The sequence below is a fragment of the Caballeronia sp. S22 genome (assembly GCF_964261745.1).
GTDB classification, from domain to species: domain Bacteria; phylum Pseudomonadota; class Gammaproteobacteria; order Burkholderiales; family Burkholderiaceae; genus Caballeronia; species Caballeronia jiangsuensis.
The window spans coordinates 608,337-623,857 of sequence record NZ_OZ180036.1; the positions used below are offsets into that span (position 1 = coordinate 608,337).

A 15,521-nucleotide genomic window follows, 5' to 3' on the forward strand; every position below is an offset into this window, starting at 1 on the left:
TCGCATATGGCCATCAATCCAAGCTCGCACGATGTCGCCGAACGGGTCGAACGGCGCTGGGCGATTCTCGTTCTCGCGATCGTCGTCGTGCTGGTCGGCATGGTCGTCTACACCGGCTTGCACTGGGCGATGATGCCGCCGTCGCGCGTCGAGACGATTCGTCCCGAAACGCTGCACGTATCGGGTGAATTCATCGAAAGCAACCTCGGCAGCGCGCCCGAGACGGACGGCTCGGTGACGGTGCGCATCGTCGCGCAGCAGTACTCGTTCACGCCGCAGTGCCTTGTTGTGCCGGCGGGCGTGCCGGTGACTTTCCGCGCGACGAGTTCGGATGTCGTGCATGGCTTTCTGATCACTGACACGAATATCAATTCGATGCTGGAGCCGGGCTATGTCTCGACGTTCAAGACGACTTTCGACAAGCCCGGCGAGCATCTGATGCCGTGCCACGAGTACTGCGGCACGGGGCATCAGAACATGTGGGCGCACGTGAAGGTGGTGGACCGCGCCGAATTCATGCAGATGGCCGACAAGATGCCGGCCAATTCGCGGAGAGTGTCCTGTGTTCAATAGCAAGCGCCTCGTACTCGCGCATTTCTGGCTGGCGTTCGGCGCCTTCGGCGTCGCGCTTTTGCTCGGCGCGTGGCAGATGCTCGTGCGCAGCCCGCTGCATCCGTGGCTGCAGAATCCCGAGCTCTACTATCGCTCGGTGACGGAGCACGGCACCGTGATGGGCTATGCGTTTCCGACGCTCATCGCGATGGGCTTCGGCTACGCGGTCAGCGAACTTGCGCTCAAGCGCCCGCTCGTCGGGCTGCGCTGGGCGTGGCTCGGCTTCTGGCTCGTCGCGGTCGGGGCGGTGACGGCGACGGTGCCCGTCGCGATGGGCCTCGCGTCGGTGCTCTACACCTTCTATCCGCCGATGATCGGCAACGTGTTCTATTACGTGGGCGTCGTGTTCGTGGTGGTCGGCTCGTGGGTGTGGGTCGCGCTGATGTCGGTGAACCTCGCGTCGTGGAAGCGCGAGAACCGCGGCAAGCCGGTGCCGCTCGCGATGTTCGCGACCGTGGCCGGCGCGTATCTGTGGGGCTGGACGGCGGTGGGCGCGGCGATCGAAGTGCTGTTCATGATCCTGCCCGTGGCCATCGGCTGGAAGTCGACCATCGACGCGGGCCTCGCGCGCGTGTTCTTCTCGTGGACGCTGCACGCGATCGTCTACTTCTGGCTGATGCCCGCGTACATCGCGTACTACACGATCATTCCGCGCGCGATCGGCGGCCGTCTCTACAGCGATTCGATGGCGCGCATCTCGTTCATCCTGTTTCTCGTCGTGTCGATGCCCATCGGCATTCATCACCTTTTCGCCGATCCGCAAGTGGGCTCGGGTTTCAAGTTCATGCATTCGGTGTTCACCGCGCTCGTCGCCGTACCGACGCTGCTGACCGTGTTCACGATCAGCGCATCGGTGGAGATTGCGGCGCGGCTGCGCGGCGGACGCGGGCCGCTCGGCTGGATCAAGGCGCTGCCGTGGGACAACCCGATGATGCTGGCCGTCGCGTTCTCCTTCGTGATGCTCGGTTTCGGCGGCGCGGGCGGGCTCATCAACATGAGCTATCAGCTCGACTCGACGATCCACAACACGCAGTGGGTGACGGGCCATTTCCATCTGATCTTCGGCGGGGCGATCGTCATCATGTACTTCGTGATCGCCTACGATCTGTGGCCGCATCTGACGGGCCGCGCGCTGCAGAGCGTGAGGCTGATGCGCTGGCAGTTGTGGCTGTGGTTCATCGGCATGATCGTGCTCACGTTCCCGTGGCATTTCGTCGGCATTCTGGGGATGCCGCGACGCATGGCGTTCTACGACTACAGCGATCCGGCGATTGCCGCGCAAGCGCTCTCGGTGGTGATCTCGGTGCTGGGCGGGCTGATTCTGGTCGTGTCGGCGGTGCTGTTTTTCATCGTGCTGATCAAGGCGCATCGCGCGCCGCAGACGGCGATCGAGGAATTCCGCTTCAGCCGCGCGGTGCATGAGCCGCGCACGCTTCCCGTCGCGTTGAACAGTTTCGCGCTGTGGCTCGTGCTGATGATCGGGCTGACGCTCGTCAACTACGGCTATCCGATCGCGCAGTTGCTCGCGCGTTCGGACACGGCGGTGCCTGCGGTGCCGATCGGAGCGCAGCGATGAGCGACGAACGCCTCTTCACATTCCGCAACCGCTGGTTCGCAGTCAGCGTGTTGGGGACGATCGCCATTGCGGTGGTGTCGGCGCTGATCGGTTTCGTATGGCTGCCCTCGGTGCATCGCGACGCGCCGTTCACCGGCATCTGGAATGCGATCTGCAGCGCGGCGGGCGTGCCGCGCGACTGGTATGAGGGCGGCACGGCCGTCGAGCCGAAGGTGAAGCTCACGAGCGTCGAGGTCACGCCGCAATTGCTCGTCAACGTGAGTGCGAATTCGGTCGGGCGCGGCGCGACGCTCGCCTTGCGGTGCACGATGTGCCACGGCGAGCGCGGCATGAGCGACGCGAATTCGCCGAATCTCGCGGGGCAATATGCGTCGGTGATTTACAAGCAGTTGATCGATTTTCAGAAGGGCGCACGTAATAGCGCGGTGATGTCGCCGATGGCCATGAATCTGAGCGATCAGGACATGCGCGATCTCGCGGCTTACTACGCGAGCCTGCCGCGGCCGCCTGCGCAACGCAAGGTGAGCGAGGCGCTCGCGCCGTCGATCGTCGCGCATGGGGCGCCGATGCGCAATGTCGTGCCATGTGCGGTGTGTCATGGAGGCATCGATAGCAAGGCGGGCAGCCCCTGGCTCGATGGCTTGCCGGCGGCTTATACCAAGTCGCAGTTGGTTGCGTTCGCTAACGGCACTCGGACGAATGATATCGATGGGGTCATGCGCAATGTTGCGCGCAACATGACTGCCGAGGAGATCGATGCTGCGGCGATGTATTACGCGAGGGAGTTGAATGCGAAGTGAGGGGTTTGGGGGCGATTGCTTGTGCTTCTAGGGAATCCTGAATTCGCGGTGGTCTACTAGCACTGCCCCTCCCCGGGGCGGGGGTCACTTTCTTTGCTGCTGCAAAGAAAGTAACCAAAGAAAGCAGCTCGTTTAAGCCCACGGTCACACGCAGTTTGGCCATGCTTGCCAGCCGGAAGTGGCACTCGCCTAAGTGTCGTCCTCGAAGGCCCACTCGGGCTTGGCTCGCGCACGGTCTGACACATCGCGCCGCTTGCGTCACTGGTTCAGCACCAAATGGCTCCGGCCCGCTTCGCGGCCGACGGGTCAATCGGGTTCGCGTACGCTTCTTCTCCGACGGTTTCCCTCGCATACCCTACGGCAGCGCGCAGCGCTGTGCCGAAGCTCTTTCGTGCTGAACCAGCGCGCTGAATCGTCTCGGGCGTCAGACCGTGCGCGAGCCAAGCCCGATTGGGCCTTTGGGGGCGACACTTAGGCGAGTGCCATTGGCGGCTGGCAAGCATGGCTAACGTGCGTGTGACCGCGGGCCTGAACGAGCTGCTTTCTTTGGTTACTTTCTTTGCAGCAGCAAAGAAAGTGACCCCCGCCCCGGGGAGGGGCAGTGCCAATAGACCGACACGAAACCAGGCTTCCCCGAAAAAACAATCGCCGCTAAGCAAACAGGGACTTCATTGCCCGAACGAAACGCTTTCTGTATCGTGGCCCGAAGAATGCTGAAAATATCAGCAAAGCCAAGGAAAGCAAACCCGAAATGGACCCTCAAAGCGAAGCGATAAAAACCGACGTATTGATCATAGGCGCAGGCCCGGTAGGCCTATTCGCCGCCTTCGAGGCAGGCGTGATCGGTCTCACATGCCAGATCGTCGATACGCTCGGCCGCATCGGCGGGCAATGCATCGAGCTCTATCCCGACAAACCGATCTACGACATCCCCGCGATCCCTTCCTGCACCGCCCGCGAGCTCGTCGATCGCCTGCTGGAGCAAATTCGCCCCTTCGACGTCCCCATTCATCTCGACCAGCGCGTGCAGTCCGTCACGCAGCGCGAGGACGATCATCGCTGGACGGTGACGACCGAACGCGGCATGACGTTCGATTGCGCCGCGATCCTGATCGCCGCGGGCAACGGCGCGTTCGTGCCGCAGCGGCTGCAATTGCCCGAAGCCGCCGCGCTCGAAGGCAAGGACGTGCACTACAGCGTCTCGCGCGCAGCGGATTTCACGGACAAGGCGGTCATCGTCGCGGGCGGCGGCGATTCGGCGCTCGACTGGGCGCTCGCGTTGAAAGGCATCGCGAAGAAACTCACGCTCGTGCATCGGCGTAACGGCTTTTCGGCGGCGGCGAACTCGGTCGCGACCATGAAGCGCGCAGTCGAAGCAGGCGAGATGGAATTCGTCGTCGGCATGATCGAATCGCTCGATGCGCCCGATAACACGCTGCGCGGTGTGCGCATCAAACAGGTGGAAGGCTCGACCGATATCGCCGTGGACAAGATCGTCGCGCTCTACGGTCTCGTGTCGGAACTCGGGCCGATCGCCACGTGGAATCTCGATGTGCGCGGCGGACGCATCGAAGTGGATACGTCGAACTATGAATCCTCGCGGCCAGGTATTTTCGCGGTCGGCGATATCGCCAACTATCCGAACAAGCAAAAGCTCATTCTGTCGGGCTTTCATGAAGCGTCGCTCGCGTTGCGCAAGGCCTATTCGTATGCGTATCCCGAGAAAAAGCGCGTGCACGTGCATTCGAGTTACGACGCAAAACTCGCCGAGCGCGTGAACGCCGCGCATGCCACCGACGACGCGTGATCGTGCGCATCGTCGCGTGGCTGCTGCTGGTGTCGCTCGCCGGCGCGGCGATGTTCGGCTACGCGATCTATTCAAAGCGCATCGTGTTGCCCGAGCGCTACGATCCCTTCGCACCGCTCGATGTGCGCGCGCCGCAAGGTCCGCTCACGCGCTTCAGGTTATGGCGCACGATGCACGACACGCAACTCTGCGACGCCGCGCTCGCGCGCTCCGGTCTCGTGTATCGCGAGATGGCCGATGCAACGGGGCAGGGCGGTTGTGCGCTCGAAGACGTGGTGCGCGTCACGCAGACTGAAGACCTGCGTTTCAGTTCGCCGTTTCTCGCGACGTGTCCGCTCGCGCTCGGCATCGCATATTTCGAACATCAGTATCTTCAGCCCGCCGCGCTCGATATCTACGGCGAGCGCGTCGCGCGCATCGAGCATGTCGGGAGCTATGCGTGCCGCAACGTGAATCATCAGCAGGACGCCGCGCTGAGCCAGCATGCGAGCGCGAACGCCATCGATCTCACGGGCTTCGTGCTGGATGACGGACGCCGCATCACGCTCGCACGCTGGGACGATGCGGCCTCGCCCGACGGACAGTTTCTGCGCCGCGTTCACGAAGGCGCGTGCCACGCATTCGCGACCACGTTAGGTCCCGATTACAACGCGCTGCACGAGACGCACTTTCACGTCGACATGGGACCGTATCGCATCTGCCGCTGAATTACGCGTGACGATGCGCGGGATCGCGGCACGTCGCGTGATCGTGCGGCTGGTCGTTCCATGCCGAACCGAGGATGATGCTGCAGAAATTCAGCCGCCGGTAGTTCGGGTCCTTCAACGCGAGCACATCGGCCTTGACGTTGCCGAAGGTCGATTCGGGCTTGCCGATCGTGCCTTTGGCGAATGCATCGATGATGCCTTCCTTGAAGTTCGTCTCGCGTGGATGCGCGGCGACCACGAGACGCCGCTGGTCCGCGCTGAACTCGTCGTAGGCGAGACCGAGCACGTCCATCTCGACGCCCGCCGTGACGAGCGCGACCACCGGCTTCTTGTACTGCGGAATGCCGGGCGTCGTATGCAGCGCGATCGCGTCCCACACCTGCTCGATCTCGTATTCGCCGATGCCATGCTGACGCAGGAAATCGCGCGCGGCGTTCGCGCCGTCGACTTCGAAGCGATCATGCGCGCTGCTGTACGCTTCGGTCAGTCCCATGTCATGAAACATCGCGCCGATATAGAGCAGTTCGGGATCGTATTTCAGTTGCTTGCGTTCGCCCGCGAGCGCGCCGAACAGGAACACGCGACGCGAATGGTTGTAGAGCAGATCGGGCTCGGTATCGCGCACGAGTTGCGTGGCTTCGCGCGCCATCTGGCTGTCGGGAATCCTGATGCCTGCGATGATTTCGCTCATGAGTATGGCTCCGTGATAGGGGTCGATCGAAGACGCGAATGCCTGTGCGTTGTTAAAATCGCGCAGCGCGTCGGATGCCTTTAGTCTCGTCAAAACGCCTTCACGTCTCAATCGAAACGACGCGTCGAAGCCTGCCAGGCGCACGCCGTCTTCTGCCATGCGCACTCATCACGGACCTTCCATTCGATGCGTACAGTTGCGATCGCAATCTTCCAGGGCGTGCAGGCGCTCGATGTGGCCGGTCCCGTCGATGTGTTCGCGGAAGCGAACGGCTTCATCGAGCCATCGAGCGCGTATGAGATCACGCTCGTCGGTCCGGAAGAGCGCATCGTGCGCGCATCGAACGGCACGCGGCTCGTCGCGGATCTGTCTTTCGACGAAGCGGACCGGCGCTACGGCACCGCGCTCGTCGCGGGCGGCCCGGCGCTTCCCGTCGATGATCCCGATCCCGGTCTGATCACCTGGCTCGCCGATGTCGCCTCGCACTGCGAGCGCTACGGCTCGATCTGCACGGGCGCGTTCGCGCTCGGACACGCGGGCCTGCTCGATGACCGCGATGTGACCACGCACTGGCAGGACGCACCGCGCCTCGCGGAGCGTTTTCCGCGCGCACGCGTCGAGCTGGATCGCATCTATATGCGCGACGGCAGGCTCGTCACGTCGGCGGGCGTGACGGCGGGCATCGATGTCGCGCTCGCGCTCGTCGCCGAAGATCACGGCGCACAGGTCGCGCTCGCGGTCGCGAAGCGCCTCGTCGTGTTCGCGCAGCGGCGCGGCGGCCAGTCGCAATTCAGCCCGTATCTGAGCGCGCCCGCCGACGAAACATCGCCGGTCGCGAAAGTGCAGGCCTATGTGATGGAGCATATCGGCGAGCGGCTGTCGGTCGCGCAACTGGCGAGCGTCGCCGGCATGAGCGAGCGCAACTTCGCGCGCGCCTTCGTGCAGCTCGCGCAGATGACGCCGCATGAGTTCGTCGAACGCGCGCGTGTAGACGCGGCCCGCAATGTGCTCGAAAGTAGCGACACGCCGCTCAAAACCGTCGCCTACGATTGCGGCTTCGGCACGGCGGATCGCATGCGGCTCGTGTTCACGCGGCGGCTCGGCGTGTCGCCGAACGACTATCGGCTGAGTTTTCGCACACGCTTCACGAAGTGACTCGCGTGATCGCGCGCCGACGTGTCACGCCGAGTTCGTTAAAATTCATGATGAACGCGGCATGTGCGGCACTGTGCGCGCGCCGCAGAATCCACCCTCGACATATCGGAACAGCGAATGACGAAACATGAGACCGCCATGCAAGATCCCTACGAACGACGCGCGTTGCTGCTGCACCTCGGCGACGTGCTTGAGTCGGTGTTTTGCCTGAGCCAATGCGCCGACGAATACGCGAGCATCGGCGAAGCGGTGAAGGGCAACGAGGCGCTTGCAGGCTTCACGCTGCTCGGCTTCATCGACCCGAAGACGGCGCCGCGCGATTTCATCCGCCGTGCATCGGGCGCGTTCTTCGTGTGGCCGAAGGCACTCCTCGACGAAACGCTCAACCGCCCGCTGCTCGCCAACACCGTGAAGCACGATCTCTTCGCGGACAACGCGAAGGGCTGGGATGCGTACGTGGAAGAGCGTCGCAAGGAAGTGCCGTGGTTCGGCGAGGCGTTGCCAGAGATTGCGGAGAGCGCGGAGCCGGCGCACGCGGCGAGTACTCCGGCTCCCGTTCCCGCTTCCGCACCCGCTCCTCAGAAGCAGAAGGGCAAGGCCAAGTCCGAGAAGCCATCGCGCTATTCGACATGGCCGTGGCCCGACAAGCCCGCCGACGCGTAACCTTATTGCTTCTTGCCCATGCCGCTTGCGCCCGCATCGAAGCCGATTCCGTTCGGCCGGTCGGGCGCGGCGCCCTTGCCGGATGACGTCTTGCCCGGACGTGTCTTGAGCGCATCGCTCGCGTTCGCGGCCGCAGTCGCAGGCGGCGTGACGTTTTTCTCCTGATACGCGGGCGTGCTGTCGTATTGGAGCTGTTTCGGTTTTTGCGGCGCTTGCTGAGCGCTCGCCACGACGGCCAGCGTGCCGCCGAGCAGAATCCCCGTCATGCGCCCGAGTGTGTCGATCGTGGGTCTCATCTGCTGCCTCCGTTTATCCCTTGTACTTTCCCTTGATCTAGCAAAGTGCGGACCCGCCGCTTGCGGCGTTCGACCGCACGATTGTCTTTGCTCAAGCCTTGTCGCCGTTGGCTGTGCGCGCGTGCTTATGCGTTGAGCCCGGTCAATGGCGCGTGCGCGCCCGCCCGCGAGAATCCCCGTATTTAACGTGGGAAAGATAGAAATGAAGAAAGTCTTCGGGGCAATGGTGATGGCATGCGCGTCCTTGTTCGCGGGCGGGGCGCACGCGGCGGGCGACGCACCGTCGAGCGATTCGATGAGCGGCATTCACGCGGGCGACATTCTGGTGCGCCTGCGCGCGATCAGCATCCAGCCGGATGTGCACGCGGGCGGCGCACTCGGCACGCTCGGTGTCGATGTGAACAACGCGATCGTGCCCGAACTCGATTTCACCTACATGATCCGCGACGAGATCGGCGTCGAACTGATTCTTGCCACATCGCGGCATCAGGTGACGTCGAATATCGGCGGGCTTGGCGGCGTGAACGTGTTGCCGCCGACGCTGCTCCTGCAATATCACTTCAATCACGCGGGCCGTGTGCGTCCGTATGTCGGCGCGGGGGTGAACTACACGGTTTTCTATAACGACAAGCTGAAGGCGGGCGACACGCCGGTGTCGATCAGACACAGCAGCTTCGGCCCCGCGCTGCAGGCGGGCGTCGATGTGCAGGTCGCGAAGAATCTCTTCGTCAATGCGGACCTGAAGAAGATCTGGATGCGCACGAGCGCGTCGGCGGACGGCGCCGATCTCGGCTCGCTCAAGATCGATCCGTGGGTCGTGGGTATCGGCGTCGGCATGAAGTTCTGACGCGCGCGTTTTCCCGGCGAGTGTGCGCCGCCCCGCGTTCCGTCTGGAAATTGGCGGAAGATACCGGTGCTTCTGGCGTGGACGGTTTCGCGGTCGCGGTATCCTTTGCAGCAGGCCCGGCGCAGACTCGCGCCGCTCGCGCATGCGCGAACGGTGCGTGAGCTGCAACGACTAATAAAACCGCATCGGGGAACTGCAAGCCAATGAGACCTTCCACTTACGCGGGAATCGCTCTGCTCGCGGCGTGTGGCGCCGCTGCCGCGCAACAGCCGCTCGCCCTGCCCGGACGCAGCCAGAGCGCGTGGCAGCAATCGGTCGATAACGCCGCCTGCTACGGTTATGCCAATCAGACGACCAAGGTGAACGTCGCGCGCGAGCCACAGACGCCGCCACGCGACGCCCAGCGCGAAACGCGCGTGCTGACGCCGCCGCGTCCGCTCGAACCGCCTTTGCCGGCGGGCGCGTCGGGCGCGCTCGCGGCTTCCGCTGCCGCGCCGGCATCGGGCGCTTCGGCGGCGATCGCGGCATCGAGCTTGCCGCCGGGGAGAGTCTCGGGTGCTTCCGGGCTGCCCGGCGCGTCCGGTCCGATGCCCGGCATGCCTGCGGTGCCCGCATCGATGGCGGCTGGCGCGTCCGGCGCATCGGATGCGATCTACGGCGGCGACATGAAGATGCCGCCGCTGCCGCCGCCCGAACCGCCGATGACGCGCTACTGGCGCGCGTACAGCGAGTGCATGCAGAATCGCGGCTACTTCACGCGATGAACCCTCGCAGCGCCGCATGAATGCCCAGCCGATCCACGAAGGCGGATGCGCATGCGGCGCGGTGCGCGTGCGTGTGCTGGGCGAACCGAAGGAAGTGAATCTGTGCCACTGCATGACGTGCCGGCGCATTCACGGCGCGCCGTTCGGCGTCTATGCGATCTTTCCGCGCGACGCGTTTCAGGTCACGGGCGACACGGTGGCATGGGAAAGTTCGACGACAGGCAAACGCCATCACTGCTCGTCGTGTGGCTCGCCGGTCTATCTGGCGTTCGATGGCGTCGATGAGATCGAAGTGCCGACCGGCATCTTCGACGAGACCGGCCTTTATCCGCCGCAATACGAAATCTGGTGCAAGAGCGCCGAGCCCTGGCACGACGCGCAGGGACGGCCGCGCTTTGCACGCGGCGCGCCCTGATCAAACCATCAGCACTCGACGATCGCCTTCACGACGCCCGCCTTCGGATCGAGCAGCGACGAGAATTGCTCGGGCACATCGCTCAACGTCAGGCGATGCGTGTTGAGCGCATCGGTGGGCACTTCGCCCTTGCGCATCGCCGCGAGCACGGTCTCGAAGTCTTCGGGCGTCGCGTTGCGGCTCGCGAGCAGCGTCGCCTCGCGCTTGTGGAACTCGGGATCGGCGAACGAGATGCGATCCGGCACGATCGACACCAGCACGTACTTCCCGCCGTGCGCGATGAACTCGAAGCCGCGTTCCATCGCGCGCGAATTGCCGGTCGCGTCGAAGACCACATCGAAGAATTCGCCGTTCGTGAGCGCCGATAGCGCTTCCTTGTCGTGCTCGCCGATCTGCACGGTGGCGTCCACTTTCAGCTCGCGCTTGCAGAACGCGAGGCGATCTTCGCGCGTGTCGAGCGCGGTCACGTTCGCGCCGCGCAGACGCGCGAACGTGATGGCCGCCATGCCGATCGGACCCGTGCCGACGACCAGCACGCGCTGACCCGGCTTCACGTCCGCGCGGCGCACGGCGTGCGCGCCGATCGCGAGGAATTCGATCATCGCGGCCTGATCGAGCGTGACGCCCTCGGCCTTGTGGACGAATTGCGCGGGCAGATTCAGGTATTCGGTGAACGCGCCGTCGCGATGCACGCCGAGCACCTGGATGTTCACGCAGCAGTTGGTCTTGCCCTGACGGCACGCGATGCACTCGCCGCACGACAGATAAGGCATCACGTAGACGGTGTCGCCGGCCTTCAGGCCGCTCGCCGGGTCCGCTTCCTCGATCACGCCGGACAACTCGTGGCCCATCACACGCGGATACGAGAGATAGGGCTGATTGCCGGTGAAGATGTGCAGGTCGGTGCCGCACACGCCGACGCGCTTCACGCGCAGCAGCACTTCGTTCTCGCCGCGCCGCGGCTTCTCGCGCTGTTCGGCTTTCAGGGTTCCGGGCGTTTCGCAGATGACGGTCAGCATGCTTTTGTCTCGTGGTGTCTTTGGAGTGGGCGTCCGACAATCTAACGATGCCCGTCGATTTGGTCAAGCCAATTTCGTTATCTAAAAAGTGGTAAGGCCAGAATCGCGGCCAGCGGCGTGTGCGGTTTCGCCTTATATTTCCACCAGAGCGAATCCCGCAAAACACGCAAAAAGGACGGCACGTGCAGCAGCTTCATGAATTCGTCGAGCGGCATCCGCGGCTTTTCGTGCTGTCGGGAGCGGGCATCAGTACTGAGTCGGGCATTCCCTGTTATCGCGACCGCGAAGGCCAGCGCACGGGCCGCGCGCCGATATTGCTGAAAGATTTTCTCGGCTCCGATTACGCGCGGCGCCGCTATTGGGCGCGCAGTCTCATCGGCTGGCCGGTCGTGCATAACGCGCAGCCGAACGCCGCGCATCACGCGCTGCGGGCGCTTGATGCGCGCTCGCGGGTGCATCGGCTCGTCACGCAAAATGTCGATGGGCTGCACATTCGTGCGGGCAATCCCGATGTGATCGAGTTGCACGGCAATATCGGGCGGGTGCGCTGCATCGAATGCGGCGAGCGGCATACGCGCGCGGCGGTTCAGCGCATGCTCGAAGCGGCGAATCCGGATTTCGTCGGCCACACGGCGCCTGCGGTGCCGGACGGCGACGCGCATATCGAGGATCTCGACTTCGCATCGTTCGATGTACCCGGCTGCACACGCTGCGGCGGCGTGCTCAAGCCCGACGTGGTGTTCTTCGGCGAGAGCGTGCCGCGCGCGCTTGTCGACGATGCGGCGCGCTCGCTCGAAGCCGCCGACGCGATGCTCGTCGTCGGCTCGTCGCTGATGGTGTACTCGGGCTATCGCTTTTGCGAGTGGGCCGCGAAGAGCGGCAAGCCGATCGCCGCGATCAACATCGGCAAGACGCGCGCCGATGCGCTTCTCGCGCTCAAAGTCGAAGCGCCGTGCTCGGAGGCGCTCGAACGATTGATCGAGCGCCTCGATGCGCGGCCGGTGGCGGGCTAGCGGTTACTTCGATTCGCGCGAAAGCGCTTCGATGCCTTCGAGCAGGCGCTCGGCGTCCGACATGCGCGAGAACAGGGCGGGCGTCACGCGCACGACTTCGCCCGCGTCGGGACCGGGGCGCGTCACCGTGAACACGCCGAAGCGCTCGCGCAGCGCGGCGACGATCGCATCGCAGCCTGCTTTCGTCGCGCGTCCGTGCAGCCGGAAGGCAGTGATGCCGGCAGTCATCGACGGATCATCCGGCGTCATGATCTGCACGCCGGGCAGCGCGCGCGCGGGTTTCGCCCAGGCATCGCGCAAGGCACGCAAGCGCGCTTCCTTCGCCTTCGAGCCGATCGCCCGATGCACATCCAGCGCCGCGGGCAGCGTGAACCACGCGGCGAAGTTCGGCGAGCCGGTGTGCACGCGCGCGCGGATATCGTCGGCGGGCCAGGTGCGGTCGCCGAAATACGGATCGATCGATGCGACGTGTCCCTTACGGATATAGATCGCGCCGCAGCCGAGCGGCGCGCCGATCCACTTGTGCAGATTCAGCGCGGCGAACGGTGCGTTCAGGTCGGGCACGTCGAAATCGAGCTGCCCCCACGAATGCGCCGCATCGACGATCGCGTCCGCGCCCGCTTCCTTCGCCATCGCCGATATGTCCGCGACCGGCAGCACGAGACCCGTCGCGAAGCACACATGCGAGAGCAGCACGAGCCGCGTGCGCGGGTGCGCGCTCAAGGCCTTCGCGTAGGTTTCGAGAACGGCTTCGCGCGTGGCCGGCTCGGGCATCGTGATGCGCACGGGCGTGACGCCGCGCCGCTCGCGCAGCCATTCCATCGCGTCCTTGCCGCAGGGGTAGTCGAGATCGCTGTAGAGCACGGTGTCGCCGGGCGCCAGGCGGTTGTAGCCGCTGATGAGCGCGAGCAGCGCTTCGGTCGCATTGCGTGTCAGCTCGATTTCCTCGACCGCACAGCCCATTTCCTTCGCGACGCGCTCGCGCAAGCCCTGATACAGCGTCATCAGATGCGGACGGATCAGCAGCGTTGTCTCGTAGTTCACGCGCTCGGTCCAGTGATGGAACATCGCCTTGACCGGCTCGGTCATCGCACCCCAGAAGCCGTTCTCCAGATTGATCAGCGCATCCGATTGGCGCCACAGTCCGCGCACCGCGTTCCAGTAATTTTCGTCGGTGGCGAGGCCGGCTGCCGGCGTGGATGGGAGCGCAGCGAGCGCGGCTTCGAATTCGGGTGTGCGGTAGTCGAGGATGTCGGGCATCGTTCTGAATGTTCCGTGAAGAAAAGGCAATATTTACTCAAGATGACGTGATGCATCGTAACGGAATTACCGGTTTAACTTGGACAAAGTGCAGACTATTTGCATCTTTTGCCCTTCAGAGCAATTTTGGCGGGCCGTAATCAGCAGGAAGAGCGTTGAAATGACGCCGTATGTCCCCTTGAACGGACCCTGAGAGAACCCAAAACATGAACCTCAAGAACATCACGATCAAAAATAAGTTGGTCGCTGGATTCGGTATTCTGGCTGTACTGGTCGTGCTTGTGGCGGGCATGTCACTGCGCGCGCTGTCCGTCGCGACGGACGGCTTCGCGCACTATGTGAACGGTATCAACGCGCGAGCCGATGTGGCCAGTCAGATCCGCACGGCGGTCGACCGCCGCGCGATCGCCGCGCGCAATCTCGTGCTCGTCACGAAGCAGTCCGACCTCGATCTCGAGAAAGCCGATGTCCTGCGCGCGCACGACGACGTGCAGGCGCGTCTGAAGCAACTCAACGACATGATCGCCGCCGCGACCGATACCAGCGAGAAGGCGAAGAGCCTCGTCGCCGAGATGGGACGTGTGGAGGGCTTATACGGGCCGGTCGCGACGAATATCGTCGGACTCGCGCTCGCGGGCAAGCGTGACGAGGCAATCCAGAAGATGGACGACGAATGCCGCCCGTTGCTCGCGCAACTGGTGAAGGCCACCGACGATTACGCGACCTACACCGCCTCGCGCCGCGAGGAAATCGTGCGCGCAGACGCAGCCAGCTACGAGATGCAGCGCAACGTGCTGATCGCGCTGTGCACGGCGGCGGCGCTCTTCGCGGTCGCTGCGGGCATGGCGATCACGCGCTCGATCACGACGCCGATCGGCGAGGCGGTCGGCATCGCGCAGACGGTGGCGCGCGGCGATCTGACGAGCCATATCGTCGCCGAAACGAAGGACGAAACCGGCGACCTGCTGCGTGCGCTCGCAACGATGAACGCGCGTCTCACCGAAACCGTGGGCCGCGTGCGCGAAAGCAGCGGCGCGGTCGGCGGCGCGGCGAAGGAGCTCGCCACCGGCAACACCGATCTGAGCCAGCGCACCGAAGAACAGGCCGCGTCCTTGCAGGAAACGGCGGCGAGCATGGAAGAACTCACGTCCACCGTGCGTCAGAACGCCGAGAACGCGCAGCAGGCGAGTTCGCTCGCGTCGAACGCATCGGATATCGCGAAGAAGGGCAGCGATGTCGTCGGCCGCGTGGTCGAGACGATGAACGGCATCAGCGACAGCTCGGGCAAGATCGCGGAGATCACGGGGATCATCGAAGGCATCGCGTTCCAGACCAATATTCTCGCGCTCAACGCGGCCGTGGAAGCGGCGCGGGCGGGCGAGCAGGGCCGCGGCTTCGCGGTCGTCGCGAGCGAAGTGCGCAGCCTGGCTCAGCGCTCGTCGACGGCGGCCAAGGAGATCAAGGAACTGATCACGGATTCCACCGCCAAGGTGCGCGACGGCTCCATGCTGGCAGGCGAAGCGGGCACGACGATGGCCGAAGTGACGCAGGCCGTCGCGCGCGTGACGGACATCATGCAGGAGATCGCGGCGGCGTCGGCGGAGCAGGGACGCGGCATCGAGCAGGTGAATCAGGCCATCACGCAGATGGACGAAGTCACGCAGCAGAACGCGGCGCTCGTTGAGGAAGCGGCGGCGGCTGCATCGTCGCTGGAAGAGCAGGGACGCAGGCTCAACGAGGCTGTGGCGTTCTTCACGGTAGAAGCGCAAACGCCGACGTTCATGCGGGCCGCGCCGAGCGTCACGCGTGCGCCGGTCGCGAAGAAGCCCGCGCCTCGCGTGGCTCAGGTGGCAGCCGCGAAGCCCGTAAGCGCCGACGGCTGGAGCGCCTTCTGAC

16 protein-coding genes are annotated in these 15,521 nt (G+C 64.3%); 12 read left to right on the forward strand and 4 right to left on the reverse strand.

From position 1 onward, the window contains the following. Positions 1-6 precede the first annotated feature (6 nt). The 5 genes from ACEN42_RS17930 to ACEN42_RS17950 all read left to right on the forward strand — a co-directional run bounded on the left by ACEN42_RS17930 (position 7) and on the right by ACEN42_RS17950 (position 5,502). A complete protein-coding gene (locus ACEN42_RS17930; protein ID WP_061161765.1) occupies positions 7-573 on the forward strand; it encodes a cupredoxin domain-containing protein in 567 nt (188 codons plus the stop codon). Beyond that, the gene (locus ACEN42_RS17935) at positions 563-2,188 is read left to right on the forward strand and encodes a cbb3-type cytochrome c oxidase subunit I (protein WP_250484724.1); all 1,626 of its coding nucleotides are present in this window, start codon (positions 563-565) and stop codon (positions 2,186-2,188) included. The genes ACEN42_RS17930 and ACEN42_RS17935 overlap by 11 nt, the downstream gene beginning before the upstream one ends. Further along, complete coding sequence (locus ACEN42_RS17940; RefSeq protein WP_371882030.1) at positions 2,185-2,988, forward strand: cytochrome c; 804 nt, start codon at positions 2,185-2,187, stop codon at positions 2,986-2,988. The genes ACEN42_RS17935 and ACEN42_RS17940 overlap by 4 nt, the downstream gene beginning before the upstream one ends. Before the next feature lie 751 nt (positions 2,989-3,739). Next, positions 3,740-4,795 carry an NAD(P)/FAD-dependent oxidoreductase gene (locus ACEN42_RS17945; RefSeq protein ID WP_371882031.1) on the forward strand — a complete coding sequence of 352 codons (1,056 nt, stop codon included), beginning with the start codon at positions 3,740-3,742 and terminating at the stop codon, positions 4,793-4,795. Positions 4,796-4,797: 2 nt separating this feature from the next. Further along, positions 4,798-5,502: an extensin family protein gene (locus ACEN42_RS17950; protein WP_374191196.1), complete on the forward strand. Its 705-nt coding sequence runs from the start codon at positions 4,798-4,800 to the stop codon at positions 5,500-5,502. Between the two features lies 1 nt (position 5,503). Here the strand turns inward: ACEN42_RS17950 and ACEN42_RS17955 are convergent, their stop codons facing one another. Further along, entirely contained in the window at positions 5,504-6,193 is a 690-nt protein-coding gene (locus ACEN42_RS17955) for an HD domain-containing protein (protein ID WP_187606222.1), read from the reverse strand. Between the two features lie 186 nt (positions 6,194-6,379). Here ACEN42_RS17955 and ACEN42_RS17960 point away from each other — a divergent pair, with 186 nt between their 5' ends. Both ACEN42_RS17960 and ACEN42_RS17965 read left to right on the forward strand, forming a co-directional pair. After that, on the forward strand, positions 6,380-7,348 hold the full coding sequence (locus ACEN42_RS17960) for a GlxA family transcriptional regulator (protein WP_371882033.1): 969 nt from the start codon (positions 6,380-6,382) through the stop codon (positions 7,346-7,348). Between the two features lie 138 nt (positions 7,349-7,486). Beyond that, positions 7,487-8,011 (forward strand): hypothetical protein, encoded by a 525-nt coding sequence (locus ACEN42_RS17965; RefSeq protein ID WP_238291411.1) that lies wholly within the window; start codon positions 7,487-7,489, stop codon positions 8,009-8,011. A 2-nt stretch (positions 8,012-8,013) separates the two neighbouring features. On the opposite strand, the gene ACEN42_RS17970 is transcribed toward ACEN42_RS17965, so the two are convergent. Further along, positions 8,014-8,307 (reverse strand): hypothetical protein, encoded by a 294-nt coding sequence (locus tag ACEN42_RS17970; protein WP_371882034.1) that lies wholly within the window; start codon positions 8,305-8,307, stop codon positions 8,014-8,016. A gap of 229 nt (positions 8,308-8,536) precedes the next feature. Between ACEN42_RS17970 and ACEN42_RS17975 the strand changes: the two genes are divergently transcribed. The 3 genes from ACEN42_RS17975 (at position 8,537) to ACEN42_RS17985 (ending at position 10,333) form a co-directional block, all read left to right on the forward strand. After that, positions 8,537-9,154, forward strand: a complete 618-nt coding sequence (locus ACEN42_RS17975) for an OmpW family protein (RefSeq protein ID WP_371882249.1) — start codon at positions 8,537-8,539, stop codon at positions 9,152-9,154. Positions 9,155-9,357: 203 nt separating this feature from the next. Beyond that, on the forward strand, positions 9,358-9,918 hold the full coding sequence (locus ACEN42_RS17980) for a hypothetical protein (RefSeq protein WP_035503603.1): 561 nt from the start codon (positions 9,358-9,360) through the stop codon (positions 9,916-9,918). 16 nt (positions 9,919-9,934) lie between these two features. Then, entirely contained in the window at positions 9,935-10,333 is a 399-nt protein-coding gene (locus tag ACEN42_RS17985) for a GFA family protein (RefSeq protein WP_371882035.1), read from the forward strand. Between the two features lie 8 nt (positions 10,334-10,341). Here ACEN42_RS17985 and ACEN42_RS17990 read toward each other — a convergent pair whose 3' ends face one another. Continuing rightward, positions 10,342-11,352 (reverse strand): zinc-binding alcohol dehydrogenase family protein, encoded by a 1,011-nt coding sequence (locus ACEN42_RS17990; protein ID WP_371882036.1) that lies wholly within the window; start codon positions 11,350-11,352, stop codon positions 10,342-10,344. 134 nt (positions 11,353-11,486) lie between these two features. Here ACEN42_RS17990 and ACEN42_RS17995 point away from each other — a divergent pair, with 134 nt between their 5' ends. After that, complete coding sequence (locus ACEN42_RS17995) at positions 11,487-12,365, forward strand: NAD-dependent protein deacetylase (RefSeq protein ID WP_371882250.1); 879 nt, start codon at positions 11,487-11,489, stop codon at positions 12,363-12,365. Between the two features lie 3 nt (positions 12,366-12,368). Here ACEN42_RS17995 and ACEN42_RS18000 read toward each other — a convergent pair whose 3' ends face one another. Beyond that, a complete protein-coding gene (locus ACEN42_RS18000; protein WP_371882037.1) occupies positions 12,369-13,625 on the reverse strand; it encodes an aminotransferase class V-fold PLP-dependent enzyme in 1,257 nt (418 codons plus the stop codon). A gap of 206 nt (positions 13,626-13,831) precedes the next feature. On the opposite strand from ACEN42_RS18000, the gene ACEN42_RS18005 reads away from it, so the two are divergent. Beyond that, a complete protein-coding gene (locus tag ACEN42_RS18005; protein WP_371882038.1) occupies positions 13,832-15,520 on the forward strand; it encodes a methyl-accepting chemotaxis protein in 1,689 nt (562 codons plus the stop codon). Position 15,521: the final 1 nt, after the last annotated feature.